Below are 26,464 nucleotides of genomic sequence, written 5' to 3'. Positions count from 1 at the left end.
GATGCGAAGCGCAGCGTAGCCGAGCAATGCGGCAAGCTCTTGCCTGTAACCGGCCTGCTTTGCCGGAAAATGCTTCAGAAGACTCGTTGCGACGGGGTGGGCGCCGCGCCTGCCGCGGTCGGTTCGAAGCCCAACGCAAGAAGTTTGCTGCATCTGCTCTGCTCATGCGGAGGCGGCAAAATTGCACCGAGATCAATGTTCTTATTGTACTGAATAATGTACCGGTTCATATTGCGCCGCATCGACCCTCAAATGCACCGAGAGGTGGTCGCGCCCGACAAAGCGGAGCAACAGAATGAGCGTGAGTTATCTTGATGTGTTTCTGGCATTCCTCGGAATGACCTTTGGCCTGCCTTCAGTGCTGCCCGGTCTCTTTTTCCAGCCGAAGGCCGAGCCGCCTCGAACCTCGCAAGCGACGTCGACCGACGCCGGCCCAACAGCAACCGATGACGACGTCACGGCGACCTGAGCCGGGTCTCGCCCGCGATGTTTCGGCGTGACGCGCGCCGAGGCGCGAGCGTGGCGGTCATGGAGATGCGCAGATGGATTTGACGGTCGCCACGGTGATCATCGCCTTTTCCGGCGTCTTCCTGATCTGCTTCATGAAGGGCGCATTCGGCGGCGGCTTCTCCATCGTTGGCATTCCGTTGCTGTCGTGCGTGATGGATCCGGTCACCGCGGGCGGCCTGCTCGCGCCGCTCTTCATCGCCATGGACCTGTTCGCGTTGCGCTACTGGAAGCCATCGACATGGTCGAAGCCGGACCTGGTGCTGCTGTTGCCCGGGCTCGTGATCGGCATTGCCCTCGGCTATCTCTTGTTCCGTGTATTGGACCATCGCGCCGTCGCGATCGTGATGGCGGTCGTGACGTTGAGCTTCGTTGGCATATGGTTCGTAAGTGATCCGAAGGTGGTCATTCGTCCGCGCTCCTCGCCGAAGGCGGTTGCTGCCGGTCTTGCCTCGGGTGTCACGACCATGGTCGCGCATTCCGGCGGACCGCCGCTGGCGATGTACCTCCTGCCGCTTGGCCTCAGCAAGGAGGTCTACGCGGGAACGACCAGCCTGTTCTTCACCGTCGGCAACGCGATCAAGGCGGTACCTTGGCTGCTGCTCGTGCGGCCGGCGGGCAACGTCTGGATCGTGATGGCGGCGTGCCTCTTTGCCATTCCCAGCGGCGTCTGGCTCGGCTGGCGGCTGCACGGAAAGCTGGACCAGCGGCAGATCTACCGGGCGTGCCATGGCTTGCTGGCCGTGACGGCGTTGAAGCTGTTGTGGGACGGAGTGTCTGGCTATCTCGGATAGGCTGCAAGTCACTCCGCATCACGGCGCGACCATCGTTCGACGGTCACGCTGCCGCGCTCACAGATCACGCGATGATGTCGTCACGCCCCGCAGACGATCACGCCGTACCAGCCGAGGCCGCGATAGGTCTCGTAGCCCGGGGTCGCATGGAACGCGACCAGTGCGCCCGTGCGGTCGTGGTAGAAGCCGGAGCGCTGGCCGTTCAGCGAGATCGAGATGCGCTCGCTCAAAATACCCTGGCCGTCGGAAGCTGCGATGACACGCAGATTGGAGTCGACCAGCAGCACGCGCGCCTTGTCGCTGTCGCCGACGCGCACCCCCTGCACGATGGCGCGGGCCTGTGCCTCCCAGTCGAAATGGATGGCGAGCACGCCGATCGGCGCGCCGTTGGCCTGGCCGCCGGCGCGGACGCTGGCACAATAGGTCGCGACTTGCGCATTGCCGAGCAGCGGCTGGTTCTCGACGTCACCGGCGACATAGTCGTCGCCGGAGCGCAAGGTTCGCGCCTCGCGAAACCACTTTGTGTGGGCGACGTTCTGGCCGACGACGCGAAAGCGGTCGGCGCGGCCGTTGGCGATGACATTGCCGTCGAGGTCGCAGAGCCAGAGGTCGAGATAGACGGTGTAGGCGCCGAGGATCACGCCAAGCCGCTGCGAGGCATGGGAGACTGCTGCGGCGTTGGGCGAGGCCGCGCAATCGACCACGGCGGAATCGGTCGCCCACCAGCGCACATCGCAGGTGCGTTCATAGAGGTTGCGATCGATCAGCTCGATGGCGTTGAGCGACAGGTCGACCATGCGCTCGCCGCGCGAGCGCTGGCTCATGCGGTCGATCGAGGCGACGAGATCACCGGTGCGCTTCGTCAGCTGGGTTTCGAGCTCGCGGGCGATGGTTTCGACCTGCTGGCCGACGCCGCGCACCTCCTGCGCCACCACTGCGAAGCCGGCGCCCTGCGCGCCGGCGCGCGAGCTTTCGATCAGCGCGTTCAGCGCCAGCATCTTCATCTGGTTGGTGATCTGCTGGATCGCCTTGGTCTTGTCGACCGCGATCTGGTTGACCTCCGCGGTCAGGCGATTGATCAGCGCGGAGATATCGGAATCGTCATCAGCGGGTTCGGTGGCGATTGGCTTGGCTTTCAGACCCAGCGCAGCAGACATCGGGGAGCTTCCCTTGGCAATGAGGCCTGATCTGCAACGAACCCGGAACAACTAATTACAGATCGAATACGAGTCTTTTTCGAAGATTCCGCCTAACGCCCGCTTAATTTGCTGTTCCACGGAATGCCCAAATGATAGTCAGTCCGCGCAGCAAAGCGGCAATCCACCGCTTTGTGCGGCGCGGACATTGCAAATCCCGGGGGATTCCAGGTCAATCGTCATTGTCGGCCGATCGCCGCAACGCCCAGTCCGATTCCCGGGTTCCTCAAGCCAGTCTCGACTCATGACGCCGCCCGCAACCGCCTTGCCCGTCGAAGTGCCCCAGGCGTTTCTGGGCGTCGCGCGCTCGCTCACCGACAAGCTCTGGCTCGACCGGCTGGATGCGCGCGGGGCGGCCAAGGCGCTCGCCATCGTGCAGCGGCACCAGCTGCCGGAGTTGCTGGCGCGGGTGCTGGCGGGCCGCGGCATCGACATCGATGGCGTCAGCGACTTCCTGGATCCGACCATCCGCAAGCTGCTGCCGGACCCGTACACTGTGACCGAGATGGAGGCCGCCGCGAAGCGGATCGCGGACGCAGCGATGCGCGGCGAGAAGGTCGCGATCTTCGGCGACTACGATGTCGATGGCGCGACCTCGGCGGCGCTGCTCGCCTGGCATCTGCGCCATTGCGGGCTCGATCCGCTGATCCATATTCCCGACCGGATTTTCGAAGGCTACGGCCCGAACACTGAAGCGATCCGCGCGCTGGCCGCGAAGGGCGCCACGCTGCTCGTCACCGTCGATTGCGGCACCACCAGCATCGAGCCGCTCGCTGAAGCCAAGCGCCTCGGCATGTCCGTGGTCGTGATCGATCATCACCAGGCCGGCACGGAGCTGCCGGAGGTCGATGCGCTGGTCAATCCGAACCGGCTCGACGATCTCTCGGGCCTTGGCCATCTCGCCGCCGTCGGCCTCGTGCTGGTGACGCTGGTCGCGGTCAACCGCGAGCTGCGCCAGCGCGGCTTCTGGACGAGCGAGATGCCCGAGCCCGATCTCCTCGGCATGCTGCATCACGTCGCGCTCGGCACGGTTGCGGATGTCGCGCCGCTGATCGGGCTCAATCGTGCTTTCGTCGCAAAAGGCCTGATCGCGATGCGGCGGCGCGACCATGTCGGCCACACCGCGCTGATGGACGTGGCGCGGCTCAACGGCCCGCCGGAGGCCTGGCATCTCGGCTTCATGCTGGGGCCGCGCGTCAATGCCGGCGGCCGCATCGGCCGCGCCGACCTTGGCGTGCGGCTCTTGCTCGAAGGCGACAGCGTCGAGGCGGCTCGGATTGCGGCCGAGCTCGATCGCCTCAACAGCGAGCGCCGCGTCATCGAGCAGGCGGCCGAAGCGCAGGCCGAAGCCGAGGCGCTGGCCTCGATCGGGCTAGAGGACAAGATTGGCGTCATCGTCACGGCCTCCGAAGGCTGGCATCCCGGCGTGGTCGGCCTCGTCGCGTCCCGCCTGAAGGAGAAGTTTTCACGGCCGGCCTTTGCGATTGCGCTGGAGCCCGGCGGCATCGGCACCGGCTCGGGCCGCTCCATCGCCGGCGTCGATCTCGGTAAGGCGGTGCGGCAGGCGGTGACCGACGGCATCTTGCTGAAGGGCGGCGGCCACGCGATGGCCGCGGGCGTAACGTTGCGGAAGGAGAAGCTCGCCGAATTCCGCGCCTATCTCGAAAATGCGCTGGCGCGGGACGTTGCCGAGGCGCGCCATGTCAACGAGCTCTATGTCGACGGCGCGGTGTCCGCGCGCGCCGTGACGACGGAGCTTGCAACCACGCTCAACCGCGCCGGTCCCTTCGGCAGCGGCAATCCGGAAGTCGTGCTGGCGCTGCCGTCGCATCAGCTCGTCTATGCCGATGAGGTCGGACAGGCGCATTTGAGGCTACGCTTCAAGTCGGGCGACGGCTCGATCGTCAACGGCATTGCGTTCCGTTCGGTCGGCCAGAAGCTCGGCAATGCACTTCTCGCCAATCGCGGTCAGCAATTGCATGTCGCGGGATCGTTGTCGGTCGACCGGTACCAGGGCGCCGAGCGCGTGCAATTCCGCGTCGTCGACGTCGCGCTACCGGACCAGGGGCCATCCGTGATTAGATGACGCAAGATCCCTCGCGACAAACGCGGTACGCGTTTGCGCGGAGATCATGCGTCAAAAATAAGCCGCTCAAACAACAAAAAAGGGAGTGAACATGGCAGGGCAGGTTGAGGGCAAGGTCGCGCTGGTGACGGGCGGCGCCTCGGGCATTGGCGAGGCTATCGTCGAATTGTTCGCGCGCGAAGGCGCTACCGTCGTCATCACCGACATCGACGAGCTGCGAGGCCCGGAGCTCGTCAAGCGCTTGACAAAAGCCGGCGGCAAGGCGATTTTCCTGGAGCAGGACGTCACCAGCGAGGAGCGCTGGATCGAGATCGTAGCCGAGATCGCCAAGCGCCATGGCCGGCTCGACATCATGGTCTCCAATGCCGGCATCGGCATTGCGGTACCCTCGATCGTCGATATGACGCTCGCTGACTGGCACAAGCAGAACGCGATCAACCTCGACGGCGTGTTTCTGTCCGTGAAGCATTGCCTGCCGCTGATGCGCAAGACGGGCGGCAGCTCGATCGTGATGATGTCCTCGCTCGCGGGCTTGCGCGGTGCGCCCGGCCTCTCGGCCTATTCGCTGACCAAAGGCGGCGTGCGGCTGTTCGCCAAATCGATCGCGATGGAGTGCGCGGCCGCCGGCGACGGCATCCGCGTCAACTCCGTTCACCCCGGCATCATCGATACCCCGATCTGGGGCAAGATTCCGACGGGGGCAACGGGCGCCGGCCAGAACGCCCCGATCGACCCCGAGGAGCGAGCCAAGGTCGCAACCCCGCTCGGCCGCGCCGGGCAGGCCGCGGAGATCGCTTCCGGTGTGCTGTATCTGGCCTCCGATGCCTCGCGCTACGTCACCGGCAGCGAGCTCGTCATCGACGGCGGCATGAACGCCGGCGGCGTGCCGCGGCGGCAATAAGCCGCCGCGCAAGACGCGAAGGGCAGGGTGGCGCCCGCAGGGGCTGACGCAGAGGCGTCGGCCCTGTACAACGCGGGCCTCTTCCGACCGAAAGAGGTTTCCTTCGCCATGGCGCACAGCCTTCAATCTTCCTCATCCGCACCTGCGCCGTTCCGCTCGAACCGGCCTGATCTCGCCACCGACGCGATCCGCACCGCGCGCGAGGATCTTGCGGCCTGCTTCCGCATGGCCGCGCGCAATGGTTTTGAGGAGGGCATCTGCAACCATTTCTCGGCCGTGGTGCCTGGCCATGACGATCTCTTCCTGGTCAATCCATATGGCTACGCCTTCCGCGAGCTGACGGCGTCAAAGCTCCTGATCTGCGATTTCCACGGCAACGTCCTCGACGGCGAGGGCGCGCCCGAGGCAACCGCGTTCTACATCCACGCCGAGATGCACAGGCTGCTGCCGCGCGCGAAGGTCGCCTTCCACACCCACATGCCCTACGCCACGGCTTTGTCGATGACCGAGGGTGATCCCCTGATCTGGGCCGGCCAGACCGCGCTGAAATTCTACGGCCGCACCGCAGTGGACCGCGTTTACAACGGCCTCGCACTCGACAACCGCGAAGGCGCGCGGATCGCATCCGCCGTCGGCGATGCCGACATCGTCTTCATGAAGCATCATGGCGTGATGGTCCTGGCGCCGACCATCGCGGAGGCCTGGGACGATCTCTACTATCTCGAGCGCGCCGCCGAGGTGCAGGTGCTGGCGATGTCGACGGGACGAAAGGTGCTGTCGGTCGATCCCGCGATCGCGGCGGAAACCTACAGGCAGATGCGCGAAGGCGATTCCGAATCCGCGCGATTGCATCTCGCCGCGATCCGGCGCCAGCTGGATGCGGAAGAGCCGCAGTACCGGCACTGACCCCAACCGCCGTCATTCCGGGCTCGCGCCAAGTGGCGCGCCCCGGAACGACAAAGTGAGAGAGCGGGCCCTACGATCCCTGCCGCAACTTCGCCAGCACCTTCAGCCCGCCATAGCCATCGGCGGGCGTGATCCCCGCGCGCTGCTGAAAATCCTTGATTGCCTTCATGGTGTCGTTGCCGACACGGCCGTCGGTGCCGCCGGTGTCGAACCCGGCCTTGGTCAGGCGAGTCTGCATCTCCTGCACCTCGGCGAGCGTCAGCGCGCGCTCTGAGCCGGGGAAGGGCTGGATGAAGGGCGGCGCGCCGAGGCAGCGGTCGCCCAGATGGCAGATTGCGAGCGCATAGTTCATCGAGGGATTGTAGCTCTTCACCGAATAGAAATTCGGTCCCAGCAGGAATGTCGGCCCGCCCGCAACCGGCGTCCACATCTGCGCGGATGCATTCGGTTGCGGAAACGGCTGGCCGTCGGCGCGAGTGACGCCGGCCGATGCCCACGCCGCGTAGGTGCGGTTGCCGCTCATCTCGCCGGACGCGCGCACCTCGTAGCCCCAGTGCTCGCCACGATGCCATTTGCCGCGATTGACGAGATACTTTGCCGTCGATCCCAGCGCGTCGTCGGGCTTGCCGAACGGCGAGACCTTGCCGTCGCCGTCATAGTCGATGCCGACATTGAGCCAGACCTCCGGCATCCATTGCGAATGCCCCATCGCGCCGGCCCAGGAGCCCTGCATCTGCTCCGGCGTGCTCCAGCCCTTGTCGACGATGCGCAGCGCGTTGATCAGCTCGGTCTCCCAATAGGCTTTGCGGCGCGGCTCGTTCCAGGCGAGCGCGGCGAGCGAGGGGAATACCGGCGTCATGTGGTTTTGTTGCACCAGCGGATCGCCATAGGCGGACTCCACGCCCCACAGCGCTAGCAGCGTGCCGCGCTCGACGCCGAAATCACGCTCGATGCGCGCGAGCAGCGCCTCGTTGTTTTTCAGCGCGATCTTGCCATTGATGATGCGCCAGTCCGAGACGCGGCGGTTGATGTATTGCCAGACCTGCTCGTGGAATTCGGGCTGGTTGCGCATCTGCTTGAACACGCTCATGTCGGGCTCGACCCGCGCCATCGCGCGCTGCCAGGTCGCAGCCGAAATGCCCTTCGCCATGGCGCGTGCACGAAAACCCTCGCGCCATTCGTCGAAGCCCGGAGGCGCGGCGAGAAGCTGCGTGGGGAATGTGATGAATGCGGCTGCGCCGAGCGTGGATCGAAGCAGGGCGCGGCGGCTGTGATTGGCCGAGGAATCAGCTTGTTTCATGGACCCATTCTAGCGGGAATCACGGCTGCTGTGGGCCCGTTCCTGGAACACCGGGAACAGGCCATCGCGCTGCGTTCCGCCGGAACAAAGTGTCGCAGTCCCGCATTCCCTCCGCATACACTGGAGGATGAAGATGAAAAGATATCTGTTTGCCGCCGCCATGGTCACGGCCATCGCCGCTCCTGCGTTCGCCGACGAAGTCGGCGTTCACGTCGGCCCGGTCGGAGCCGGCGTGACGGTCGGACAGTCCCACGAATATCGTGAGCGGGACCGCGATCGCGACCGCACCACGGTCATCAGGGAGCGCGAGCCTGCCAACCGCACCACGGTGATCAAGAAGGAAGATGAATTCGGCAATCGCAGCAAGACCGTGATTCATCACGACAACGACTGACGGAGCTGGGCCCCGGCCGAGCGCCGGGGCCCGCCGTCTGCACGCAATCTGCTCATCGAGAATTCGGGGCGGAATGAAGATACGGGCACACGCGGAAAGTCATGTCGTCGAACTCGACGACGGATCGCAATGGCGGATCTATCCCGGCGATCTCGCGACCACGTTGAGCTGGAAGCCCGAAACCGATTTGCGTCTCGAGCCGAGCGGTGATCGGACGAGTTCGCATGTGCTGGTGAATGCCACCGATCAGAGCCGCGTGCGCGTGAGCGCGGCAGGCGATGCCTGGCCCGACGGCGAGGTTAAGAAAGCGTTGAAGGGCGGCTGAGCGTCCTTAGGCTTGCCCGGATATCCCCAATTGTGAGCCTGTCGCTTTACGGTCGGTTTGCTTCCGTCTGCCCAGAATGCGCGCATGCGGGAGCTGTTCGACATCATCCGTACCAATCCCTGGCCGTTCGGCGCCGGGCTGTTTGTCGTGATCCTGATGATCATCGCCGAGAACTTTGGCCGTGGCATTCAGGGCGACGGCGCCGTCAGCGACTTCTCGGATGCCGATGGAGGCGACGGCGGCTGCGGTGGTGACGGAGGCGACTAGAGCCGGTTAGTCCTCCTGCAAATCGGCGGCGATGCCGGCGAGCCAGCGCCGGATCGCGGTCTCTGCCTTGGCGTCCAGACTTGCGGCAAGGCGCTTCTCCAGCGCGATCACGCGCTCCCTGCAAGCCTTCAACAGCGTCGTTCCCCGCTGCGTCAGCGTCCATTGCTGGATCCGGCCGTGGACCGGATGAGGCGTCATTGCGATCGCACCGTCGCGATCGAGGTTGCGAATGATCACACCGACCGTCTGCGGGGTCAGGAATGTGAGCCGGGCGACGTCGGCGCCGGAGAGGCCGGGGTAGGCGTTCAGCATGGTGAGCACGGCAAATTGCGGCGACGTCACGCCGAGGTCGGCGAGCGTCCGTTCCATCGTCAGGCGGACCGCGGCGTGGGCCTGTCGCAGCAGATAGCCGAGATAACCTTGCTCGCCGCGCTTGCCTTCTCCGGGCGCGGGCACGCGAACGGCAACGATTTCGGCAGGTGCGGTCGGCTTCCGCGGAGCCTTCGATTTCGTGATGGCAGCGGTCTTGCGTGTCATATAAGAGCTCTTATAAGATGTAAGTAGTCTTACAATACACGAGGTGAACGCCAATGTCACACGCCCGCGGCGAGTACGAGGATTTCAAGAAGATCGCGCCCGATGCGTACGAGCTGGTGCTGGCGCTCGGCCAGGTGGCGGCAAAGGCGGGCCTCGACAAGCAGCTGCTCGAGCTGGTCAAGCTGCGCGCCTCGCAGATCAACGGCTGCGCCTTCTGCGTGCAGCACCACGTCCTGTTGTCGGAGCGGATCGGCGTGCCCGTGGACAAGCTCAATCTGGTCGCGGTCTGGCGCGAGGCGCCGGTCTTTTCCGCGCGCGAGCGGGCCGCGCTGGCCTGGGCAGAGGCGCTGACCTGCCTGCCCGATGGCGTCAGCGAAGAGGTCTATGCGGAGGCTTCCGGCGAATTCTCCGAGACCGAGCTGATGTACCTGACCTCGGCGGTCGCCTCGATCAACGTCTGGAACCGCTTTGGCGCCGCGTATCGCTGGACGCCGGCGAAGCGGCCGGTCGCAGCGAGCGCCGCGGCATCTTGAGTGCAACAACGATAAAACAAGGGGAGGTTATCATGACTGCAATGAGTTTGACCCATGCGCAGCGTCCGGCGCCATCGCGCTCGATGGCTCTGGCCGTCGTCGGCGGGCTCGCCTGCGCGCTTGCGATCGGCAAGGCGTTGCCGGTGACGATGGACGCCGTATCCGGCGCGTTGGCGCCGCTCTGCGCGACCGCGGCGGAGAGCTCGCCGCTCGACAAGGTCGAGCCGATCGGCTCCTACGCGCTACCGAACGTCCCGGGCAAGCGCGTCACCATCGTGCGTGTGTTCTACGGTCCCGGCGGATTCTCGCGGCCGCATCGTCACGCGGGCTCGGTGACCGCTTACATCACCAAGGGTGAAATCCGTTCCCAGCTTGGCGGCGGTCCTGTCGAGACATTTGGTGTCGGCCAGTCCTTCTTCGAGCCGCCGGGATCGACGCATCTGGTCTCGGCCAATGCCAGCGCGACCGAGCCGGCGGAATTGATCGCGGTGTTCGTGGCGGACGAGGGCGCGCAGCTGACGACGCTGTTGGAGTAGTCCGTAGCGGCCCCATGAGCGAGCTCGCCCCTCAATTCTCCTCGCCGCTCGATCCCTCGCGCAGGTCCGGCTTGATCACGTCCTCCGGCAACGCATGCGCCACCGGCTGCGGCGTGCCGGCGATCTCCGGGCCGACTTCGCGGCCGCGGGCGTGGATCAGGCGTTCATAGGCCGAGACCAGCGTGACGTAAGGACTGACCCAGATCCAGCCGTCGCGAGTAAATACCTGCACGTCGAAATGCAAATGCATCGATGTGCCGGCGGGATGGTCGAGATAGTTGGAGACCACGCCGATCTTCTCGCCTTCGGTGACGATGCGGCCGTTGAGCATGCCGTCGGCGGTCAGCGCCTGCGGGTTCATGTGCATATAGCGGAAGCGAATATGCTCGGTGCGGCTGTTGACCTCGAGCGTCGCGGCCTGATCCTTGGCGCCGCGGATCACGATGGCGTCGCGCACCGCGACGACGCCTCGCTGCTTGCGATCGCAGGGTTCGTGGCCTTCGCCGGGCGGTGGGCATTCGGCGGCGCGGATGTCCTCGCCCTGGTGGCCATAACCGCCGCCGCATTGCCAGACCTCGAAACTGCGGGACTCGCAGAAATTGTCGCGCCAGGGATAGGCCGTCGGGCCGTCGCTCTTGTCGCGCTTGCCGTAGGATTGCGAACGCACGAAGGCGGGCGCCTTTTCGAGCGGAAAACGGATCTGCGCATAGGCCATCACATCCGGATGGCCGGCCTTGTTGCGATAGCCGGTGTTCGGGATGATGTCGCCGCTCGGTCGGTAGGTGAAATCCGGCGACCGCGCTGAAGGACGATCGATGATGCTGGAGGCCATGTCCGTGAGCGGCCGCATGCGCTGGCCGCCGGCGATGCGGAGCCCTTTCAGGAAGCGCTCGGCAACCGGATAGGCTTCCTTGCAGGCGAGCCTCCGCGGCTTTGCGATGCTGTCCAGGCACTGGATGGAGACGACATAGGCAACGCCGAAGCGGGTGAAGGCGTAGCGCACATAGCCTTCCCGGATGAACCTGCGCAGGTCCGGATAGGTTGCCGCAAGCGGCTTGACCTGCTCGCCCTTGCCGCCGGCGGGATCGGCGACGTCGTAAACGAGTGCCGAGCCCGTGATCTGCACCTCGACCGGCCTTGTGTAGACGCGGCTCGGCATGCCGTCGCCGGCACCGGGTTCGAGCGAGAAGCTGGCACTGTAACCTGAGGGGCCGGCATCAAACATGTCGACGGGATTGAAATCGGCCTGATAGCGCGAGAGCGCGAGTGTCCCCGGCGCGCGATTGCGCTGCGCCTCGAGATAGGCGGCAGCATCGAACGGCAGAAGCACGGGCACGGAGCTGCGGGCGATACCGGTGAAGAATTGCGATGAGACCGCGTTGAGCTGCACCAGCGCAGGCATGGCGCGCGGATCGTAGCGTGGCACCGAACGGCGGGGTGCGAAGATGAAGTCGCCCGCGATCGGAGGACGGCTGTTGACCTCGGTGCGGAACTGGTCGAGCGCTGCGCGCCAATCGACGCGCAGCGCCGTGAGCGAAGGGCTGCGGATTTCGTCCGCAGCGAGCGGAGTGGCGGTGAGGAGCGAAAGCGCCGCCAGAATCAGCGAGACGAAGCGGAAACTTTTCCCAACCACTGCCTCGGCCCCCGGCGGCACCTGCTCTGATTCCTCGCTTAGTCCTTGGCGCGCTCGGAGTAGGAGCCGTCTTCGGTCATCACCACGATACGGGTGCCGACGGCGATGTGCGGCGGCACGGTGGTGCGCAGGCCGTTGGAGAGCACCGCGGGCTTGTAGGAGGAGGAGGCGGTCTGGCCCTTGGTCACGGGCTCGGTCTCGACCACTTCCAGCGTCACGCGCTGCGGCAACGCGATCGACACCACGTTGACGTCATGCGTCGACAGCTTGACCGTCATACTCTCCTGGAGATAGGCGGCCGCGTCGCCGATGACGTCCTTGGACACCTGGACCTGGTCATAGGTCTCCGGGTTCATGAAATGGAAGCCGTCGCCATCTTCATAGAGGAAGGTGAAGTTGCGCTCTTCGATCGTGGCCTTCTCGACCTGGTCGGTGGTCTTGTAGCGCTCGGAGATCTTTACCCCGTCCGAGATTCGGCGCATTTCGATCTGGCTGACCGGAGTGCCCTTGCCGGGATGGATGTTCTCGGCGGTCACAACGACATAAAGCTTGCCGTCTTGCTCGATCACGTTGCCCTTGCGAATAGAACTGGCGATGACTCTCAAAGCTATATTTCCTGCTTGCTTGGCCCGGCTCCGGCCAGGACGTGGTCAAATTGATGGGGGACCTGGGGCCTCAAATCAGACCGCGGCACCCGTTTCGGGCCGCAACATACGCATTTCCGGCCCGAATGCAATTCTTCCGGTTCTTGTAGGGGCGGGCGCTTAGGCCGGTAAACCTACGGTAAGTCTACCTCGCTTCCGCGGCCTCATTCTGCCAGTCCGGGTGATGGTGGCCGTAGACCTCTACCAGCATTTTTACGCCCATTCCAAGCGCCTTGGCGGCCTGCCAGGGGTCCACGCGCTGGCGCATCATGTGGGTGGCGCGTGAGTGGCGCAGCGTATGCGGGGTTACGTCCTTGGACAGCCCGGCCAGCGTGCGCGTCTTCCGCCACGCTTCGCCCATGTCTCGGGCCGCCTTTCCGCCGCGCTGGATGGGGTACCGCGCATCCGGCCCGTCCAGCCTGCGCCAGCGTCTCAGGTGCGAGAGCAGCCGGCTGCCCATCTTGACGGGTGGCGTCCGCTTGGTCGTCTCCTCGGCCCCCGCTGGCCGTCTGAGCATGATCCTCGTTTCGAGGTCAATCATGCTGTCGTACTCGACCCCGCTGATCGCCTTGTGGCGGGTTCCCGTGTACCAGCCGATTATGAAGAAGCGCCGGATGCGCTGGCGCGTCGCCGGCAGCAGCTTGCGGGTTGCCCACAAGAACCGAGCCGCCTCGCTCCGGGTCAACCAGCGCGTGCGCCGCTTGGCCGCCGGTTTGAACACGACCGGCATGGTCGCGAGCGGGCCTTTCTTGGGGGTCTTGTGCCAGAACATCGCCGCGGCATGCAGGAAGCCAATCTCGCGCCGGCAGATCGTCGGGGCATTCCTGTGCGTGATGTACTGTTTGCAATTATCGACGTTGATGTCGCTCGCGCGCTTCTCACCCCACCAACCCTCAAGATTCACGAGATCTCGCGCGACGGAGTAGGCCGAAGGCTTGCCGGCGATTTGCAGGTCCGCGTACACCGTCAGCATGTCCGCGATCAGGGGGTCGGTGCCCGCTTTGATCGTGTGATGCGCTGCTAGGTAGTCGCGGAGGAAGTCTTTAGCCGCTTGAAGCTCGCCCTTGCCGCAGCCCGTGCGGACTGTTTTTCGCCCGTCGATGACGGTGTATTTTTCGCGGGCGGGATCGAGCCAGAGACGTGGGCCGGACTTGGGACGCGGCATAGGCGCAACATCTCGTCAATGTCGTCGAGGGTCGTGTAGTACGACCGCCCGACTTTGGTGATCACAAGCTTGCCGCGACTGTGTTCAGCGAGAAGAGACGCGACAGACACTTCACCGCCGAATTTCTGGCGACTCACGAAGTCCAGCGTAAGCGGCTGATCGCGAGGGATGCCGTTCAGCGGATGGGTCATTGTCTCTATTCCAAATTATTTTGATATGCAAGTCAGGCAGTGGACAAGTGTATCCACTTTCGCTGCACGCCGATGATGTCCACCATCGTTGCCGAACGGATGGCGGACATCATCAACGTAAGGGGTCATCAGGCTCTCGCGCTCGGCGGGCCAGATTGTTCGAATTCGCGCGCATCTTCCTTCGCCTTGTTCGCCTCGAATTCGCGCATAGCGGCGACGTGCCGGCGAGCCCGGTTGATGCGGCTGCGGACCGTGCCAATCGGGATCGCTTGATCGACTGCGATCTGCGAATACTTCTGGCCGTTGCAGACGTGCGCGGTCAGGGCATTGCGGAATGGGATCGAAAGTTTCGCAAGCTCAGCGTCGCTGAACTTGGTCAGGGTCGGGCCTTTCGGAAGCCTCTGCTCTTGAGTTGCGGTGTCGGCCATGGCTGCTTTCTCCTGGGGAACGGTTGGGGGTTCGATGGTCGTTTGAAGCTGGAGCGCTTTTTCTTGGTGCGGTACCGTTCGGGCTCCTCGGGCTCGCTTATGTTGCGAGCCTCGCACCATGCCGCGTAGAGGCGGGCGGCCATGGCGAACGGGTCGATCCTGTAGTGACGCCAGAACAGAATCTCGCTGCCGGCGGCGTGCTGCTCGTCGTGGTGATCGCGACACAGCGGGAGCGCCCACTTGTCGTCGGACTTCTGGCCGCCCCCCGTGCCGTCCTTGCCGACCGCGATGCAGCCCATGCGAATGTGCGCGGGATCGACCGGGCTCTTCCGACAGATCAGGCACGGCATGTCGCGAATGAAGGCGAGATAGGCCGGATTTTCCTGCCGCGGGTGACGCTGCCGCAGCTCGCTCACAAGCGCCTCCGCTCAGCCTTGAGGTTGAAGGCCGCGGGGCCGTGAGCCCCGATACATGCGCGCTCGATCTGCCGGCACGCCGTCTCATTGGCGCGCTCGATGTTGATCAGGCCGGGCTTCACCCCCAGCGCGATAGCAAGCCAATACAGGGCCTTGTCGCGGCTCAGCGTGCGCCGACGTTCGCCGGGTTGCCAAAGCGCGTCGAACGCCTCCTGCGCGCGCTGGCGGGCTTGTTCGAGATCCGACGTCATGCTGCCATCCGTTGTGGCATGAAGGCCGCGCCAACGATCAGGGAAACCTCGTCGTAGAGCGTCTGGCTCGATACGCCGGGCAGGAAGTCGCGGGCGATCACGTCGCACACACGGTCGAAGAAGGCGGCGAATACCGTCTGATCCATGTTGTGGAATGCGATGCTGCCGGGGCTGTAGTATACATCGCCGTTCGGAGCCCAAATGGTGCGCCTGAGCCCGGCCATGATCTTCACGCTGTCGGAAAAATCTTCCACGTCCGGCCAGCGCAGCGGGTCGTCCATCTGCTCCCAGCACAGCCCCATCAACACCCAATAGAGCCGGTGGTGTTCGAGGTGCCGCTGTTGCTTCACCTCGACCATCACCAGCTTGTCCCGCGCCAGCTTCGCGACGGCGTCGCGGCCCTTGTCATCCATCGGATGAAGGCCGCCATCGGCTCGCTTGGCTGCGAGGAATTTCACCATGGTGCGTCCGGTTCTGAGGGGAAAAGCGCGGTGCCGGTGAAGCTGTCTGCAACCCCCGGCACCGCAGTAGTCATCAGCTCAGTGCAGATCAGAACGGGATGTCGTCATTCATGTCGCTGCGTGCCGTGGCCGGCCGACGCGGCGGCTCGTCGCGACCGAAGTCGCTGCGATCGTCGCGGGGCGGATCGCGCCGGTCGTCTCCGCGCCCACGTCCATCGTCGGCGTAAGCCGGCTCACGGACAGGTTCGCGGGGAGCATCACGGCGGGTATCCGCGCCCTGATCCGATCTCGTCTCGATGCGCCGGGGGGCGCGGACGCGGATCGCATCAGTCATCTTGCCTTGGAACTCGACTTCGGTGGCGTAGATTTCGATCACCTTGTCGTACCAGTCGTTCGTCTCGGCTCCGTGCAGTTCGGCGATTGCCATTGCGTTGGTCTTGTTCAGGACCATCTGCTTCTTCTTGCCCTGCAAGGACAGGATCAGCTTCGTCTCACGGTCCAGAACCTCGCTGTTCACTTCGCCCATTCGTACCGTTGCGGGTCGGCCTTGCAGGTCGGCTGCGGAGAGGTACTTGCTCGGGAAAGCTTCATTGATGTTCATTTCGGGATTTCCAGTTCAGGTTTTCAGGTTCAGGTTCAGGTCAGTTGCGTACTAGACTGAGCGATCCGTGGTGGCGGTGACCCCCGCCGGCCAAGAGCCGTTCAGTTTCCGGAATGCTCGCGCATCCGAAAGGATTGCCTCGCGCGTCTTTTCGGAGACCCCGTTCATCGCAACGATGGCTTTGACGGGATCATCCAGCGTGAGGGTGATCTGTGTGCGGAGGCCAAGGCTGCGGCCGACGCCGCCCCCGACCTTCACGTTCGTGTCGCGCTCTGCGACCGCGGCTTGGCGGGTTGCTTTCTTCGCGTCAGCGAAGGCCGCATCTGCTTCGACCGTGCGCTGTGCCAAGCTGGTTTCCAGCTCGCCCTGGCGGGCGTTGTCGCGAGCCTCTTGCTCAAGGCGCTCAGCCTCGCGCGCCGCCGCGATTGCTGCGTCAGCCTTGCGGCGCGCTTCCTCGGCAATCTGGAGCCGTTCGTTCTCGACCGCCTTGGCGTAGTCGGTCAGCTTCTCCCGGATATCGTCCAGTACCTTCTGGAAGGGGCGCGTGACCGCCTTGTAGGCGCTGTTGATTTCCGAGACCCGCTCGTTGAGCGGGCGGACCTTGCGGTCTCGCTCGGTCTCAAGGCCGGACAGCAAGCCGCGCGCGGTGTCGATGTGCGTCTTGGCCTGTTTCGCGATGGCCTCTTCGTGAAGTTCGATGACCGGGTGATCGTCGAGAAACTTGCCCATCATCTCCATGGAGGTCTTAGCGAACTCCAGCGGGGTGGGGTTGGGGATCGTGAGCGCCGTGCTGTTCATCAGGGGCTCGACGCCCGCCGGCTTGCTGTTGCCGCCCATCACCGCGCGCGGGTTGGGCCGCTCGTCCAGATCAGGCTCATGGGGCAAGTCGAAGCGGCGATTGCCGCGCCCATGCCAGTCGATCTCTTTAACGTTCACCATCTGCTTCCGTCTCCGGTCCCGCGTAAGCCATGAAGGCCAGCGCGATCAAAATGCTTCCGAGTGCCAGTGCTGCCTGCGCTAGCTCGCTCATCGCCTGCTCCAATCCTCGCGCGCCTGTTCGTCGTCGAAGTCATCGGCGGTCAGCTCGCGTGCCGGCTGAGCTTCGGCCATTCGTTTCACGGTTGCTGCCGTGATGACCTTTGCCGCTCTGTCGAAGGCGCAATGATTGCTGTCGCCGGGGCGCGGTAGCAGCGCGGCGTCAAGCGCGGCCTGATGCGGGCTGGTGAATTGCTCGATGATGTTCATTCGGCGCGCGCTGCGCGGAGGATGTTCTGCCGCAGCAGGTGCTGCTCGACGTTCTTGGCTGCCGTGTCCTGATCACCGCACGCGGCGTACTCACGGCGGTAGAGGGCGGACAGTTGAGCGTCCTGCTCTGACATCGCGAAGGAGAGAGGGAGGTCGTCGGGCTGCTTGGTCATGTGCCGGTTCCTCAAAATGTGGGAACCATAAAACACAAATAATTTTGATATGCAACAAACAGAACAAAATTGTTTGTATTTGTTATCCAGCTCAGGCCAGCCTCGATCGAGAATTCCACCGGGCGGGTATTGGAACGAAGCTGATACTCGCCTACCTCGCGCGGATGCCAGCAGCATCAATCGACAAGAGCGACGCCCGCTATCCGTTGTACAAGATCGCAATCGAGGGCGCGCTGCTCTTGCAACGGGACGTATATCGAGGGGCGGGCTCCAGCGCGAACGTGATGGGAATGTTTGTAAGCTTCTGCGTGTTCATCGGTCACGCGGAAGGTCGGCCCATGAATGCGACAAAGATCGCGCTCTATTTGAATATGCCCAGGACAACGGTGCTTCGCAAACTGAAGGAGTTGTTGGCTGCGAAGATCGTCGTGCAGCGGGGCAATTTCTACCTGATGGCCGTTAGTCGCCAAAAGCCGCCCGCGAGTATCGACAAGCTGACCGCCCTCGCAAAGAAGTTGTTAACCGACCGTTGAACGCGGTCTGATTGTTGTCCACAGAACGTCCAAAATGGACGGTAGGCAGGTGGTAACGCGCGCAATAGTGTCGCAATTGCGTCAGCGGGAATAACAAGCAGAAATATGGGCTAAGGGTATGTTGGGTGAGTTAGTTGGAATAGAATTGCCGTGGCACCGACGCCACGCGCTGCAAATCGCGATGCAGCTTCCCGAGGACACCGCTGATGCGCTGGCCGTGCTCGAAGCGACGCGCGTGCTGGTCGCGAGCTATTTGGCTGAAGACCGCCGGCCGGACGGACTACCTGTCTTGGTGCGGGATGCGGGCGAGGTCCTGATGTTTCCGGTCTCAGCCTCGACCGAGCCGAGCCGCTGACGCAAGCCCAGCGGCAGAGCTTCCTCTTTGCCGTTATACAGCCAGTCCAGCGACGCGCCCGGCACCTTTTTAACAATGAGTTGCGCGACCTCTATCGAGAGGTTGCTGCCGGCTTCAATATTGCCGTAGCGGGCGGGCGAAATGCCCAGGTGATTCGCGAACGAGAGAGCCGTCTCGTACCCTTCGGCAATGCGCAGGGTGCGAAGGCGCTTGGGAATGGGCTTGTTTGCCCCCGATGCCGGCTTATTGACCATGCCGGGAACTATGCCCTGATGCGCTTTTATATCATATCCAAATTGTTTTGATGCTTGCGAATACAAATTTTCTGTTTTACGTATTCTCGGCATGAGCAAATCCAAAGCACTGCAAGTCCTCTCCGCGGATCGCGGCGAGTTCTTGACCGCTAAAGTCATTGACGTTCTCGGCGGCAACCCTGCCGTCGTGGCGATCACGGGCGGCGAGCCGAGCGCCATTTCAAACTGGCGCAGGCAACACACGTTCCCCAGCAACACGCACAATCTGCTGAGGGCTGCGTTGGCGGCGAAGGGATACTGCGTAGCTGATCCCGACGCCCTGTGGCGGATGAAAACTGAGGCCCGCGGCGCATGACGTCGCGGGTTTGCAGCCTCGTGATTACACGGGCCGCTGCGAACCCTATCGGTTCAAAACCATCTTCATTGCTATTTCGGTTTTCCATGGGCTCAGCATGCCCACGGATCATTGTCCCTGTCGGGACAAACATTGGCAGGAGTGCGTCAAAAAGTTTGGGAGTGCGTCATGCGTAACAACGACAACAGCGAAGTCGAGATCATGCGCGGCATCGTGAAAAACACAGTCAATAAGCTGGAGCCTTTGTACGGTTCTCGCATGGTGGCCTACGAAAAATTGGCAGCAGTCGTAGGTGTTTCAGCGTCTTGGGTCCGGAAATTCATCACCGTTGACGGCACCCCTGAGCCTCGCTGGTCGGTCGGTTATCGCCTCGCGAAATACTACCAAGAACTCTGCGATGATCTCGACCGAAAGGCTGAGCGCGAGCGGAGCAAAATCAACGAGATCGTTGGGGGCCTTAATGAGACTGATCCGCTCATTCGCGAAATATCACTTCCTGCGTTTCTGCCGGATCGCCCTCGCGGCGATCTTCAATCATAAGCCCGAGGGGTCGCCGTCATGTCATCGCTAGGATGGACGGACGACCGCATCGAGATGCTGAAGAAGCTCTGGACGGCCGGGCTCAGCGCCTCGCAAGTCGCGGCCGAGCTCGGTCACGTCACGCGCAACGCAGTGATCGGCAAGGTGCACCGGCTCAAGCTTGAGCCTCGCGGCAAAACGCACAACGCGAACGTCACACCGCGCCCGCGCCGCACCGGCAACAGCGTCGCGCGCATCAGGCACGCAAAGGCCGTAGCCGAGGGCACTGTGATCGCGCCGCAGAAGCGCCGGTATGTCGGCCCTGCCATCCCTCACAATCCGCCCATCACGCATCAGCATGCGGCCGTCCGCATGGCGGACGAGGTTGCGCCGCTGTTGATCCCGTTCCTCGACCGCCTGAGCAACCAGTGCGCCTACATCTGCACCGGGGACGGCGAACCCGTCGCCGTCTGCGGTCACATCACGATGGTGATCCGCGGCAAGCGCGGGCCGGAGCGGTCGAGCTTTTGCCCCCGCCACTACGGCATCACCCACCGGCTCCCGGAGAGGAACGCAGCATGACGACGCCATCTGTTTTTCAAGAGTGGATTTTCGAGACCACGATGCAGCAGCAATCCGTTTTGGTGCTCGCATGCCGCGGGCCGGACGGCATCCGCAAGTTTCACCCGACCAAGAAGATCGTCGCGCGGTACCGCGCCAGCGTCATGAAGGCCGCCTATCTCGGGCGGGCCATGAAGTCGGGCGAGGGCGATGCCACCACGTTCATGACGCTGGAAGGCTTCGACGAAGATGTTGCGTGGCGCGGCCTCTGCAACATGTTCTTCAACGGCATCGACACACTGCCGCACCACTTCACGCTGCACCTCGCTCATGGTGCCGAGATCATCGGCTACAAGCACCCCGACCCGCACTTCCTTCGCCGCTGGCATGAGTTCTATCGCCGCTGTTGCGATGACTTCTACATGACCCACGAGACTGAGCACCAGATGGATCGCCGGCTCAGCGATTGGGACCGCGCGCATTGGGGAGAAGCGTCATGACGGTGACCGCTCCCGCTCAAGAGTTCGCCAGCGATCAACTGCGCAGCATCATCGAGCGCATCGAACGCCTTGAGGAAGAAAAGAAGGCGATCAGCGACGACATCACCGATGTGTACGCGGAGGCGAAGGGCAACGGCTACGACGTGAAGGCGCTCAGGACCATTGTGCGTGAACGCAAGCAAGACCCGAGCGACCGGGCCGAACACGAGTCCATTCTGGACGTCTACCGGCGCGCGCTGGGGATGCTCGCGGACACTCCCCTGGGCGCGGCAGCCATGCAGGCCGCAACGCGCACCACGGGCCGCCGCAACCGCTCTGACACGCGGATGGCTGGCTGATGACCGAGCACCTGACCGTTGCCAATCCAAGCCTGCAAGAGCGCATCGACGCGACGCCGACCGGGATGATGCACTGGTCGGGTACCGGCCCGGCCGGCAAGACTTGCTTCGGCTGTCTCAACTTCGATCAACGGAAGTTGCGGACCAAGGCCGAGCGCGAGGCACCGGAGACCGTCAACGGGGCGTGCGACCGCTGGCGGCGTCACTTCGAGGGGGCAGGCGAACCCAAGCGCCGCCGCATCTTCGACGCGCGCACCCCGGCTTGCAGCCATTTTCGTCAACCTCCAGCGCCGGAGGAGACATGAGCACGGTCGGTCAGCAACGCTCCGCGCTCGTAGCGCTGGCGAACCAACTGAGCCCCGCGAATTTGAAGCGCGCCATCGCCGGTATCCGCGCTTCCGAGGCTGAGCACTACATCGCGATGTTGCGCGAAGCCGCCGAAACTTTGTCCCGCGTACCCGAGCCACAAAAGAGCAATGAGGAATTTCACAAATGGTAGCGCCTGCACGTTCGATGAAGGACACCTTGCCCGACGACGTCCACGGCATGCATCGCGGCAATGATCCGCAGTCGTCACGCGAAGCCGCACGCATGGTCATGCCGCGCCTGAACCTGATCCAGTCTCAGGTTCTCGCCGTGATGCGCGAGGCCGGCAACGTCGGCCTGACCGACTGGGAGCTGGACAGCAAGTTCAATTGCCGGAAGTCCACCTACCGCAGCCGCCGCGCCGAGTTGGTGGAGATGGGCGTGCTCAAAGACAGCGGCACCCGTCGCGAGAACGATAGGACGAAGCGCACTGTCTGGATGGTCGTTGCGTGATCGAGCCCGTCACGTTCGTGGTGCCCGGCAAGCCGCAGGGAAAGGCGAGGGCGCGTTCGTCGCGCAAACTTGCCGCGGCTACCGGCGGGAAGAGGACGCACTACACGCCCGCTAAGACGGTCTCCTACGAGCGCGCGGTGGGGACGATGGCGCGGCTGGCTATGCGTAGCCGGCCGCCCATTGACGGCTGCGTGTCGCTCTGTGTCCGGGCTGTGTTCGAGATCCCCGCATCGTGGTCCCAGGCGAAAAAGGACCGCGCGCTGGTGGGCGAAATCCGGCCGGGCGTAAAGCCCGACCTGTCCAACATCATCAAGGCGGTTGAGGACGGCATGAACGGCATCGTGCTCACGGACGATGCGCGGATCGTGGACCTCGACGGCAGCAAGAAGGTCTACGGCCTCCAGCCCATGGTGGTTGTCGGCATTAAGGGGCTGGAAGCGTGAAACGACCTTGGATGCCCCTCGATATCGGCGACTTCCTTCAGGACACGCAGCACCTGAGCACGGTCGAGATCGGGGCCTATCTGCTGATGATCATGGCGTATTGGGCACGCGGCGGCCCGCTGCCGAACCGTGACGCCTATCGCCGGGTCTCGCGCATGACCACCCGCCAGTGGTCGTCATCTGGTGACCTCCTGATGTCGTTCTTTGGCGACGACCTACGGCACCGTCGTCTGGACCGAGATTTGGCGCATGTCATTGGAAAGTCTGAGGTCAAGTCTGCAAATGCAGTGGAGCAGCACCGCAAACGCAGGGAGGAAGCACAAGGTTTGCAGGACGTTTCCACCACAGACTTAAGACCTAAGACGGTGAAAGAAAGAGATATTGAAGGAACGCGCGAGCGCGAGGCGGAAACCGCTGTCGCCGAAGATCGCCTTCCGGCAAGACCGCTTCCCTCCGCGGACAAGCAGGCCGCCATCGCTCTCGGTCTCGCATTCCTGAACGCCGCCGGTTTCACCGACTACGCCGACGCACCACCGACGTTCTATCGCGTCAGCGAGCGCGCGGCGGCGTGGATCGCTGCCGGGTGGTCCGAGGCGATGGTCACCGCCGAGACGCGCATCGTCACCGAGCGCGCCGGCACCACGATGCCGCTTGCCTACTACGAGAAAGTTTTCGCGACCGCCGCAGCGCGCGCCGCGCAACCCGTCCCGACTGCAACAATCAAACCCGCGGAGAACGTCGATGTTAGACCAAATAGCCGGCCCGGTAATCGAGGTAGCCTCGCAGAGGCCGGAGCGCGGCTCCTCGAACGCCAGCGACGACTGGAACAGGACGACGGCCTCGCAAGCGATTGGAGCAGCGACCAGTCTGGCCGCCTGCTTTCGAGTCGCTGACAACGGCAACGGAGAGCATTTTTTGGGCGCTATCGCAGCGGTGCTGCAATGCTACGCGCCCGATGTCGTGCAGCATGTGTGTGACCCGCGCACGGGGGTTCCGGGCAAGCTGAAGTGGATGCCGAGCGTCGCCGAGGTGAAGTCGGCTTGCGACGACCGTATGGCCGAAAAGGCGAGGAAGCGCCGCTTCGAAAATTGGGGGCTGAACAACGTCGATGCCGACGAGCGCGAGCGCATGAAGGATCAGGGCCTGCTACCGCCGCCGCGTGAGCGTCGCCCGACGCTTGATGAACTCAAAGCGAAGTACGGCCCGAACTGGGGTATCGGCGGCGATGTTGAGCCGGTGAAAACGTTGCAGCGCGTGAGGACGAAGGCAGACTACATCGCGCACCCCGCGATTGGTGACACGCTTCGCGCCTTTGCCCGCACGTTGCCCGATGGCGGTAGCTGGACGATGCCTGAGCTGGTTGGACTGTGGCGAGCGTCCTCGCAGCCGGATCAGGTGTCGCCGCACGAAGGCCGTGCCCCGGCACGCATGATCGATCCCGCCATGGCCGCGCTCGAAGCCGCGCCCATCGTGATTGACGGCGTGACGCTGGATCAGGGCGCTGACTTTTGAGCGTGCACACAAAGCAGGTTGTGCGCGTGAACGCCGCGGTCGAGCTGCTGGCTGAGCACCCGGTGCTCAAGGGCATGCTCGCCCGCGTCGTCAACAAATACAACATGCGGCCCGTCGATGTTCTGCCGAAGACGCGCCAGCCGCATGTGATCGATGCACTACACGAGTTCTACTATCAGGCGCTCACGGAGACCTTGGCGTCTTCGACGCTCCTGGGCGAGCTGACGGCGCGCGACCACGCGACCGTGCTGTACGGCTCAGCGCGCTGGGCTGTGTTGCACGGGCTCAAGGTGCCGCGCGGCGCTACGGGGTGGAAATACATCGGCAAGCTATTGACGCGAGAGCAGAGGGGGCAGGCGAATGGCACGTAGGTCAAAGAAAAAGGCGGTCATGGAGAAGCCCGTGGCAATCACGGTGCTCACGGGCGAGATGGCATTCATCGAGCGCGGCATCGACCGGCTAGCCGTTTGCGGTCCTGAGCGAGACGCCGAGCATCTTCGCCATGCCGGGATTGGTGAGGGCGAGGGCGGCCTTGGCGGCCCTGAATTCGATCTTGTCCACCAGTCGCATATACAGCCGATTTGTATGACGCGCAATTCTTGCGTGTCTGGAAAAACGCGAGAGAAACCATGGGCCTGAACGCGCTCCGCACGAACTACCCGACCCGTCAGTTGGGCAATTCGGTCGACTATCAGCGGACCAAGCGCCTCGCCTTCCATGACCATGACATTGTGATCATCGACCTCAACGACCCCACCCTTAGCTGGGTGGACCGCGAGGAACTGAAGCGGATCGCAAGCAAGAAATTCGGCCAGAAACCGCGCCCCTTGGAATGCCGCCGGGCGAGCCGCTGATGGCCGTCATGAAGGCCCCGCTGCGCCAAAGCATCGGCAATGGCGACACCGTGAAGGTCCGCGAGTTCGGGCCGATCCCGGAGTTCGTCGGCACCGTGAACGAGCACACCGGCAACATCTTCAAGGTCCGGCGGCTGAGCGACAGCACGCTCTGGCACCGCAACCTGCGCGACCTGACCCTGATCAAGAAAGCTGGCACATGAACGCGCTGCTGCAATTCTTCGCCTATGAGCACCTGAGAGATCAGGCCCTGCGTGACATCAGCAAGCGCTTCCATGACCTCGCGCACGAGCTGGCCGCTACGCTGCCGGCGAACGCCGAGAGCACCACGGCCCTCCGCAAGCTCTTGGAGGCCAAGGATTGCGCCGTGCGCGCCGTGCTGTTCAAGGCGTGAGCCGCCGCGTCCTCGCCGTCACCGCGCCGGTCGGCACGGCCCACGTCCTCACCGTCACGGATGATGCCCCCATGGAAAGCTCCAAGACGCCCTACGACCCGGCGGCTATCGCCGCGGCCCGTGATCGCGACCGTTGGGCTCGCACGTCCATGCAGCGATACGAGCGCCGCGTGGCCGCCGCTGAGACGGCCATCCCGGCCGCCCAGGCGAAGCGTGACCGCAAGGCCGCCAAGCGTGCGGCTGAGCAGGCGAGGGCGGCCCATGCGTAGCCGGCTCTTCTGCTACGGCAGGCACTATGACGCCGTGATGGCTGTTCTGAATGAAGCTGGCTTGCTGCATGACCGCTTCCATGTCGTCCGCATCGACAAGCCTTATCCGCTGGCGGGCCTTGATGGCGCGACGTTCGTCTACGTCGAGAACCATCCGACGCCGGTTCCCTACGAGATGCTGATCGCCGTCCGCACCCATGGGCTGGTCGAGATGAAACTGAACACCGAAGCCGCCCGCGCGCGTCATCGCCGCGCCGAGTTCTTGCACGGCTGACTTCCCGCAACCGAGGAACGTCCATGACCCTGCGCAGCACCCATACCTTCGCGGAGTTGGAGATCAGCCGGGCTGCGTGGGATGAGATAGCGCAAAAGTTGCGTGCCGCCGGCTATGACCATGCATTCGTTGATGAAAACACCATCGACATGCACGGCATCGGTCTGACGCCGGCAGCCGCGCCGCCGAACATGGTGACCACGCCGGAAGGTCAGTTGCTGTTCCGGTACCCGCCGCGGGCCAGCGTGATCGACGTGTACAGCGCCGATTGCAAGATGACCCCCAGCGAGATCGCGCAACACTTCCTGGGCGAGCAGCCCGCGCGCCCGATCATCCCCAGTATCTTCGACAAGGCAGGCCGATGACAACCGCGCTGATCGCCGCCGGCATCTACGCTGGGCTCAACCTGCTCGCCGTCTACGCCGGCTGTCGCTGGCGCACGGGCCGGCGCGCGTGAGCGTCTACGAGATCATCGGGCGCGTCACCGTCGCGGCCTTGGCCTGCACCGCTGCTGCCTACGGCATCGGCTGGGGTTACACGCTAGTCAGGTTGTTCCTTGCCGTGAACGGATACTCGGGATGATCATCGCGGAACGGCTAGCGCGCTTGCTCTCCGCTTCGGCCAGCTTCTCCATTTCCGTCGCCAACCGAAGCCATTCCTGCCGAGCTATCGGGTCGTCGGAGCCGCTGGCCCGTTCTCGGCACTGCCCCGCCTGCCTCCGATACCGCTGAGCTTCCTGACACTCTTGCATATCGCACTCACAAACACGCTGATTGTTCCGTCTCGCATGTCTAGCGGGGCGATCCCGCATTGCGGGAAGCGACTGATCGCTCCGCCCACCTAGTACGCCCTAGGGGCTGATTGGTTTCATACGGGCCGCTCGGCTTGGCACACCGGCCGCGTCTGCTTCAGGGCGCGGCTGCTAAGCCCTTGAACGGATTTGCTGGTACCGGTTTGAGCCCGGCACGTCCCGCCTAGAAAAAGCTCGAGGTCG

43 protein-coding genes and 1 pseudogene are annotated in these 26,464 nt (G+C 63.8%); 29 read left to right on the top strand and 15 right to left on the bottom strand.

What is annotated here, in order from left to right:
• The first annotated feature begins 295 nt into the window (after positions 1–295).
• Together AB7Z56_RS24035 and AB7Z56_RS24030 are read left to right on the top strand one after the other, a co-directional pair.
• Entirely contained in the window at positions 296–469 is a 174-nt protein-coding gene (locus AB7Z56_RS24035) for a hypothetical protein (protein WP_166096445.1), read from the top strand.
• Positions 470–542: 73 nt separating this feature from the next.
• Positions 543–1,301, top strand: a complete 759-nt coding sequence (locus AB7Z56_RS24030) for a sulfite exporter TauE/SafE family protein (protein ID WP_354123662.1) — start codon at positions 543–545, stop codon at positions 1,299–1,301.
• A gap of 80 nt (positions 1,302–1,381) precedes the next feature.
• Here AB7Z56_RS24030 and AB7Z56_RS24025 read toward each other — a convergent pair whose 3' ends face one another.
• Positions 1,382–2,458: a methyl-accepting chemotaxis protein gene (locus AB7Z56_RS24025; protein ID WP_085401220.1), complete on the bottom strand. Its 1,077-nt coding sequence runs from the start codon at positions 2,456–2,458 to the stop codon at positions 1,382–1,384.
• 283 nt (positions 2,459–2,741) lie between these two features.
• On the opposite strand from AB7Z56_RS24025, the gene recJ reads away from it, so the two are divergent.
• The 3 genes from recJ to AB7Z56_RS24010 all read left to right on the top strand — a co-directional run bounded on the left by recJ (position 2,742) and on the right by AB7Z56_RS24010 (position 6,390).
• Positions 2,742–4,583 carry a single-stranded-DNA-specific exonuclease RecJ gene (recJ, locus tag AB7Z56_RS24020; RefSeq protein ID WP_071914265.1) on the top strand — a complete coding sequence of 614 codons (1,842 nt, stop codon included), beginning with the start codon at positions 2,742–2,744 and terminating at the stop codon, positions 4,581–4,583.
• Between the two features lie 91 nt (positions 4,584–4,674).
• Positions 4,675–5,484, top strand: coding sequence for an SDR family NAD(P)-dependent oxidoreductase (locus AB7Z56_RS24015; protein WP_283018788.1), 810 nt, complete (start codon positions 4,675–4,677; stop codon positions 5,482–5,484).
• A 108-nt stretch (positions 5,485–5,592) separates the two neighbouring features.
• Complete coding sequence (locus tag AB7Z56_RS24010; RefSeq protein WP_283018789.1) at positions 5,593–6,390, top strand: aldolase; 798 nt, start codon at positions 5,593–5,595, stop codon at positions 6,388–6,390.
• Positions 6,391–6,460: 70 nt separating this feature from the next.
• Here AB7Z56_RS24010 and AB7Z56_RS24005 read toward each other — a convergent pair whose 3' ends face one another.
• Positions 6,461–7,690, bottom strand: coding sequence for a lytic murein transglycosylase (locus tag AB7Z56_RS24005; RefSeq protein ID WP_063983485.1), 1,230 nt, complete (start codon positions 7,688–7,690; stop codon positions 6,461–6,463).
• Between the two features lie 133 nt (positions 7,691–7,823).
• On the opposite strand from AB7Z56_RS24005, the gene AB7Z56_RS24000 reads away from it, so the two are divergent.
• From AB7Z56_RS24000 to AB7Z56_RS23990, 3 genes are all read left to right on the top strand, one after another.
• The gene (locus AB7Z56_RS24000) at positions 7,824–8,084 is read left to right on the top strand and encodes a hypothetical protein (protein ID WP_028151025.1); all 261 of its coding nucleotides are present in this window, start codon (positions 7,824–7,826) and stop codon (positions 8,082–8,084) included.
• A gap of 73 nt (positions 8,085–8,157) precedes the next feature.
• On the top strand, positions 8,158–8,409 hold the full coding sequence (locus AB7Z56_RS23995) for a hypothetical protein (protein WP_063983484.1): 252 nt from the start codon (positions 8,158–8,160) through the stop codon (positions 8,407–8,409).
• Between the two features lie 84 nt (positions 8,410–8,493).
• Positions 8,494–8,676 (top strand): hypothetical protein, encoded by a 183-nt coding sequence (locus tag AB7Z56_RS23990; protein WP_063983483.1) that lies wholly within the window; start codon positions 8,494–8,496, stop codon positions 8,674–8,676.
• 6 nt (positions 8,677–8,682) lie between these two features.
• Here the strand turns inward: AB7Z56_RS23990 and AB7Z56_RS23985 are convergent, their stop codons facing one another.
• Entirely contained in the window at positions 8,683–9,213 is a 531-nt protein-coding gene (locus AB7Z56_RS23985; RefSeq protein ID WP_063983482.1) for a MarR family winged helix-turn-helix transcriptional regulator, read from the bottom strand.
• Positions 9,214–9,266: 53 nt separating this feature from the next.
• Between AB7Z56_RS23985 and AB7Z56_RS23980 the strand changes: the two genes are divergently transcribed.
• Both AB7Z56_RS23980 and AB7Z56_RS23975 read left to right on the top strand, forming a co-directional pair.
• Entirely contained in the window at positions 9,267–9,746 is a 480-nt protein-coding gene (locus AB7Z56_RS23980) for a carboxymuconolactone decarboxylase family protein (protein ID WP_063983481.1), read from the top strand.
• A gap of 32 nt (positions 9,747–9,778) precedes the next feature.
• The gene (locus AB7Z56_RS23975; RefSeq protein WP_063983480.1) at positions 9,779–10,282 is read left to right on the top strand and encodes a cupin domain-containing protein; all 504 of its coding nucleotides are present in this window, start codon (positions 9,779–9,781) and stop codon (positions 10,280–10,282) included.
• Between the two features lie 31 nt (positions 10,283–10,313).
• Here the strand turns inward: AB7Z56_RS23975 and AB7Z56_RS23970 are convergent, their stop codons facing one another.
• The 11 genes from AB7Z56_RS23970 to AB7Z56_RS23920 form a co-directional block, all read right to left on the bottom strand.
• Positions 10,314–11,936, bottom strand: coding sequence for a hypothetical protein (locus AB7Z56_RS23970; protein ID WP_063983479.1), 1,623 nt, complete (start codon positions 11,934–11,936; stop codon positions 10,314–10,316).
• A 17-nt stretch (positions 11,937–11,953) separates the two neighbouring features.
• Positions 11,954–12,520: an elongation factor P gene (gene efp, locus AB7Z56_RS23965; RefSeq protein WP_063983478.1), complete on the bottom strand. Its 567-nt coding sequence runs from the start codon at positions 12,518–12,520 to the stop codon at positions 11,954–11,956.
• A 184-nt stretch (positions 12,521–12,704) separates the two neighbouring features.
• Complete coding sequence (locus tag AB7Z56_RS23960; protein ID WP_441256456.1) at positions 12,705–13,724, bottom strand: tyrosine-type recombinase/integrase; 1,020 nt, start codon at positions 13,722–13,724, stop codon at positions 12,705–12,707.
• A gap of 319 nt (positions 13,725–14,043) precedes the next feature.
• Positions 14,044–14,343 carry a sigma factor-like helix-turn-helix DNA-binding protein gene (locus tag AB7Z56_RS23955; protein WP_441256455.1) on the bottom strand — a complete coding sequence of 100 codons (300 nt, stop codon included), beginning with the start codon at positions 14,341–14,343 and terminating at the stop codon, positions 14,044–14,046.
• Positions 14,292–14,759, bottom strand: coding sequence for a DUF968 domain-containing protein (locus tag AB7Z56_RS23950; RefSeq protein WP_441256454.1), 468 nt, complete (start codon positions 14,757–14,759; stop codon positions 14,292–14,294). The genes AB7Z56_RS23955 and AB7Z56_RS23950 overlap by 52 nt, the downstream gene beginning before the upstream one ends.
• On the bottom strand, positions 14,756–15,010 hold the full coding sequence (locus AB7Z56_RS23945; RefSeq protein ID WP_441256453.1) for a hypothetical protein: 255 nt from the start codon (positions 15,008–15,010) through the stop codon (positions 14,756–14,758). The genes AB7Z56_RS23950 and AB7Z56_RS23945 overlap by 4 nt, the downstream gene beginning before the upstream one ends.
• Complete coding sequence (locus AB7Z56_RS23940; protein WP_354095363.1) at positions 15,007–15,471, bottom strand: DUF1367 family protein; 465 nt, start codon at positions 15,469–15,471, stop codon at positions 15,007–15,009. The genes AB7Z56_RS23945 and AB7Z56_RS23940 overlap by 4 nt, the downstream gene beginning before the upstream one ends.
• 88 nt (positions 15,472–15,559) lie before the next feature.
• Positions 15,560–16,072: a hypothetical protein gene (locus AB7Z56_RS23935; protein WP_354095364.1), complete on the bottom strand. Its 513-nt coding sequence runs from the start codon at positions 16,070–16,072 to the stop codon at positions 15,560–15,562.
• Positions 16,073–16,123: 51 nt separating this feature from the next.
• Positions 16,124–17,011, bottom strand: coding sequence for a hypothetical protein (locus AB7Z56_RS23930; RefSeq protein WP_354095365.1), 888 nt, complete (start codon positions 17,009–17,011; stop codon positions 16,124–16,126).
• Between the two features lie 87 nt (positions 17,012–17,098).
• Complete coding sequence (locus AB7Z56_RS23925) at positions 17,099–17,317, bottom strand: hypothetical protein (protein ID WP_441256452.1); 219 nt, start codon at positions 17,315–17,317, stop codon at positions 17,099–17,101.
• Positions 17,314–17,490, bottom strand: a complete 177-nt coding sequence (locus tag AB7Z56_RS23920; protein ID WP_354095367.1) for a hypothetical protein — start codon at positions 17,488–17,490, stop codon at positions 17,314–17,316. Before AB7Z56_RS23920 ends, AB7Z56_RS23925 begins: the two co-directional genes overlap by 4 nt.
• Positions 17,491–17,534: 44 nt before the next feature.
• On the opposite strand from AB7Z56_RS23920, the gene AB7Z56_RS23915 reads away from it, so the two are divergent.
• Positions 17,535–18,023, top strand: a complete 489-nt coding sequence (locus AB7Z56_RS23915; RefSeq protein ID WP_441256451.1) for a hypothetical protein — start codon at positions 17,535–17,537, stop codon at positions 18,021–18,023.
• A gap of 249 nt (positions 18,024–18,272) precedes the next feature.
• Here AB7Z56_RS23915 and AB7Z56_RS23910 read toward each other — a convergent pair whose 3' ends face one another.
• The gene (locus tag AB7Z56_RS23910) at positions 18,273–18,725 is read right to left on the bottom strand and encodes a helix-turn-helix domain-containing protein (RefSeq protein ID WP_441256450.1); all 453 of its coding nucleotides are present in this window, start codon (positions 18,723–18,725) and stop codon (positions 18,273–18,275) included.
• Here AB7Z56_RS23910 and AB7Z56_RS23905 point away from each other — a divergent pair.
• From AB7Z56_RS23905 to AB7Z56_RS23820, 18 genes and pseudogenes are all read left to right on the top strand, one after another.
• Entirely contained in the window at positions 18,724–18,987 is a 264-nt protein-coding gene (locus AB7Z56_RS23905) for a hypothetical protein (protein WP_441256449.1), read from the top strand. The two genes, AB7Z56_RS23910 and AB7Z56_RS23905, sit on opposite strands and share 2 nt — an antisense overlap.
• Positions 18,988–19,155: 168 nt before the next feature.
• The gene (locus tag AB7Z56_RS23900) at positions 19,156–19,527 is read left to right on the top strand and encodes a hypothetical protein (protein ID WP_441256448.1); all 372 of its coding nucleotides are present in this window, start codon (positions 19,156–19,158) and stop codon (positions 19,525–19,527) included.
• 18 nt (positions 19,528–19,545) lie between these two features.
• Complete coding sequence (locus AB7Z56_RS23895; protein WP_441256447.1) at positions 19,546–20,088, top strand: GcrA family cell cycle regulator; 543 nt, start codon at positions 19,546–19,548, stop codon at positions 20,086–20,088.
• Complete coding sequence (locus tag AB7Z56_RS23890) at positions 20,085–20,567, top strand: hypothetical protein (RefSeq protein ID WP_441256446.1); 483 nt, start codon at positions 20,085–20,087, stop codon at positions 20,565–20,567. The genes AB7Z56_RS23895 and AB7Z56_RS23890 overlap by 4 nt, the downstream gene beginning before the upstream one ends.
• A pseudogene (locus tag AB7Z56_RS23885) lies at positions 20,564–20,815 on the top strand (DUF2312 domain-containing protein); the annotation flags it as partial. The gene AB7Z56_RS23890 and the pseudogene AB7Z56_RS23885, both read left to right, overlap by 4 nt.
• An 89-nt stretch (positions 20,816–20,904) precedes the next feature.
• Positions 20,905–21,210, top strand: coding sequence for a hypothetical protein (locus AB7Z56_RS23880; RefSeq protein WP_441256445.1), 306 nt, complete (start codon positions 20,905–20,907; stop codon positions 21,208–21,210).
• On the top strand, positions 21,207–21,404 hold the full coding sequence (locus AB7Z56_RS23875; protein ID WP_441256444.1) for a hypothetical protein: 198 nt from the start codon (positions 21,207–21,209) through the stop codon (positions 21,402–21,404). Before AB7Z56_RS23880 ends, AB7Z56_RS23875 begins: the two co-directional genes overlap by 4 nt.
• Before the next feature lie 14 nt (positions 21,405–21,418).
• Positions 21,419–21,724, top strand: a complete 306-nt coding sequence (locus AB7Z56_RS23870) for a hypothetical protein (RefSeq protein WP_441256443.1) — start codon at positions 21,419–21,421, stop codon at positions 21,722–21,724.
• Positions 21,721–22,167, top strand: a complete 447-nt coding sequence (locus AB7Z56_RS23865) for a RusA family crossover junction endodeoxyribonuclease (protein WP_441256442.1) — start codon at positions 21,721–21,723, stop codon at positions 22,165–22,167. Before AB7Z56_RS23870 ends, AB7Z56_RS23865 begins: the two co-directional genes overlap by 4 nt.
• An 11-nt stretch (positions 22,168–22,178) precedes the next feature.
• Positions 22,179–23,060, top strand: a complete 882-nt coding sequence (locus AB7Z56_RS23860) for a YdaU family protein (RefSeq protein WP_441256441.1) — start codon at positions 22,179–22,181, stop codon at positions 23,058–23,060.
• 22 nt (positions 23,061–23,082) lie between these two features.
• Entirely contained in the window at positions 23,083–23,679 is a 597-nt protein-coding gene (locus tag AB7Z56_RS23855) for a hypothetical protein (protein ID WP_231145000.1), read from the top strand.
• Positions 23,676–24,050, top strand: coding sequence for a hypothetical protein (locus AB7Z56_RS23850; protein ID WP_231145001.1), 375 nt, complete (start codon positions 23,676–23,678; stop codon positions 24,048–24,050). The genes AB7Z56_RS23855 and AB7Z56_RS23850 overlap by 4 nt, the downstream gene beginning before the upstream one ends.
• 258 nt (positions 24,051–24,308) lie before the next feature.
• Entirely contained in the window at positions 24,309–24,533 is a 225-nt protein-coding gene (locus AB7Z56_RS23845; RefSeq protein ID WP_231145011.1) for a hypothetical protein, read from the top strand.
• On the top strand, positions 24,533–24,736 hold the full coding sequence (locus tag AB7Z56_RS23840; RefSeq protein ID WP_231145013.1) for a hypothetical protein: 204 nt from the start codon (positions 24,533–24,535) through the stop codon (positions 24,734–24,736). Before AB7Z56_RS23845 ends, AB7Z56_RS23840 begins: the two co-directional genes overlap by 1 nt.
• A complete protein-coding gene (locus AB7Z56_RS23835; protein WP_231145014.1) occupies positions 24,733–24,927 on the top strand; it encodes a hypothetical protein in 195 nt (64 codons plus the stop codon). The genes AB7Z56_RS23840 and AB7Z56_RS23835 overlap by 4 nt, the downstream gene beginning before the upstream one ends.
• Positions 24,924–25,196, top strand: coding sequence for a hypothetical protein (locus AB7Z56_RS23830; protein ID WP_231145015.1), 273 nt, complete (start codon positions 24,924–24,926; stop codon positions 25,194–25,196). The genes AB7Z56_RS23835 and AB7Z56_RS23830 overlap by 4 nt, the downstream gene beginning before the upstream one ends.
• Entirely contained in the window at positions 25,189–25,470 is a 282-nt protein-coding gene (locus AB7Z56_RS23825) for a hypothetical protein (protein WP_231145016.1), read from the top strand. The genes AB7Z56_RS23830 and AB7Z56_RS23825 overlap by 8 nt, the downstream gene beginning before the upstream one ends.
• A 23-nt stretch (positions 25,471–25,493) precedes the next feature.
• The gene (locus AB7Z56_RS23820; RefSeq protein ID WP_231145017.1) at positions 25,494–25,835 is read left to right on the top strand and encodes a hypothetical protein; all 342 of its coding nucleotides are present in this window, start codon (positions 25,494–25,496) and stop codon (positions 25,833–25,835) included.
• The last annotated feature ends 629 nt before the right edge of the window (positions 25,836–26,464 follow it).

Origin of the sequence: Bradyrhizobium sp. 482_C4_N1_8, from assembly GCF_052075965.1 — a bacterium.
GTDB classification, from domain to species: domain Bacteria; phylum Pseudomonadota; class Alphaproteobacteria; order Rhizobiales; family Xanthobacteraceae; genus Bradyrhizobium; species Bradyrhizobium barranii.
The sequence above is the reverse complement of the archived record's forward strand: the minus strand, read 5'-3'. Positions and strand labels throughout refer to the sequence as shown.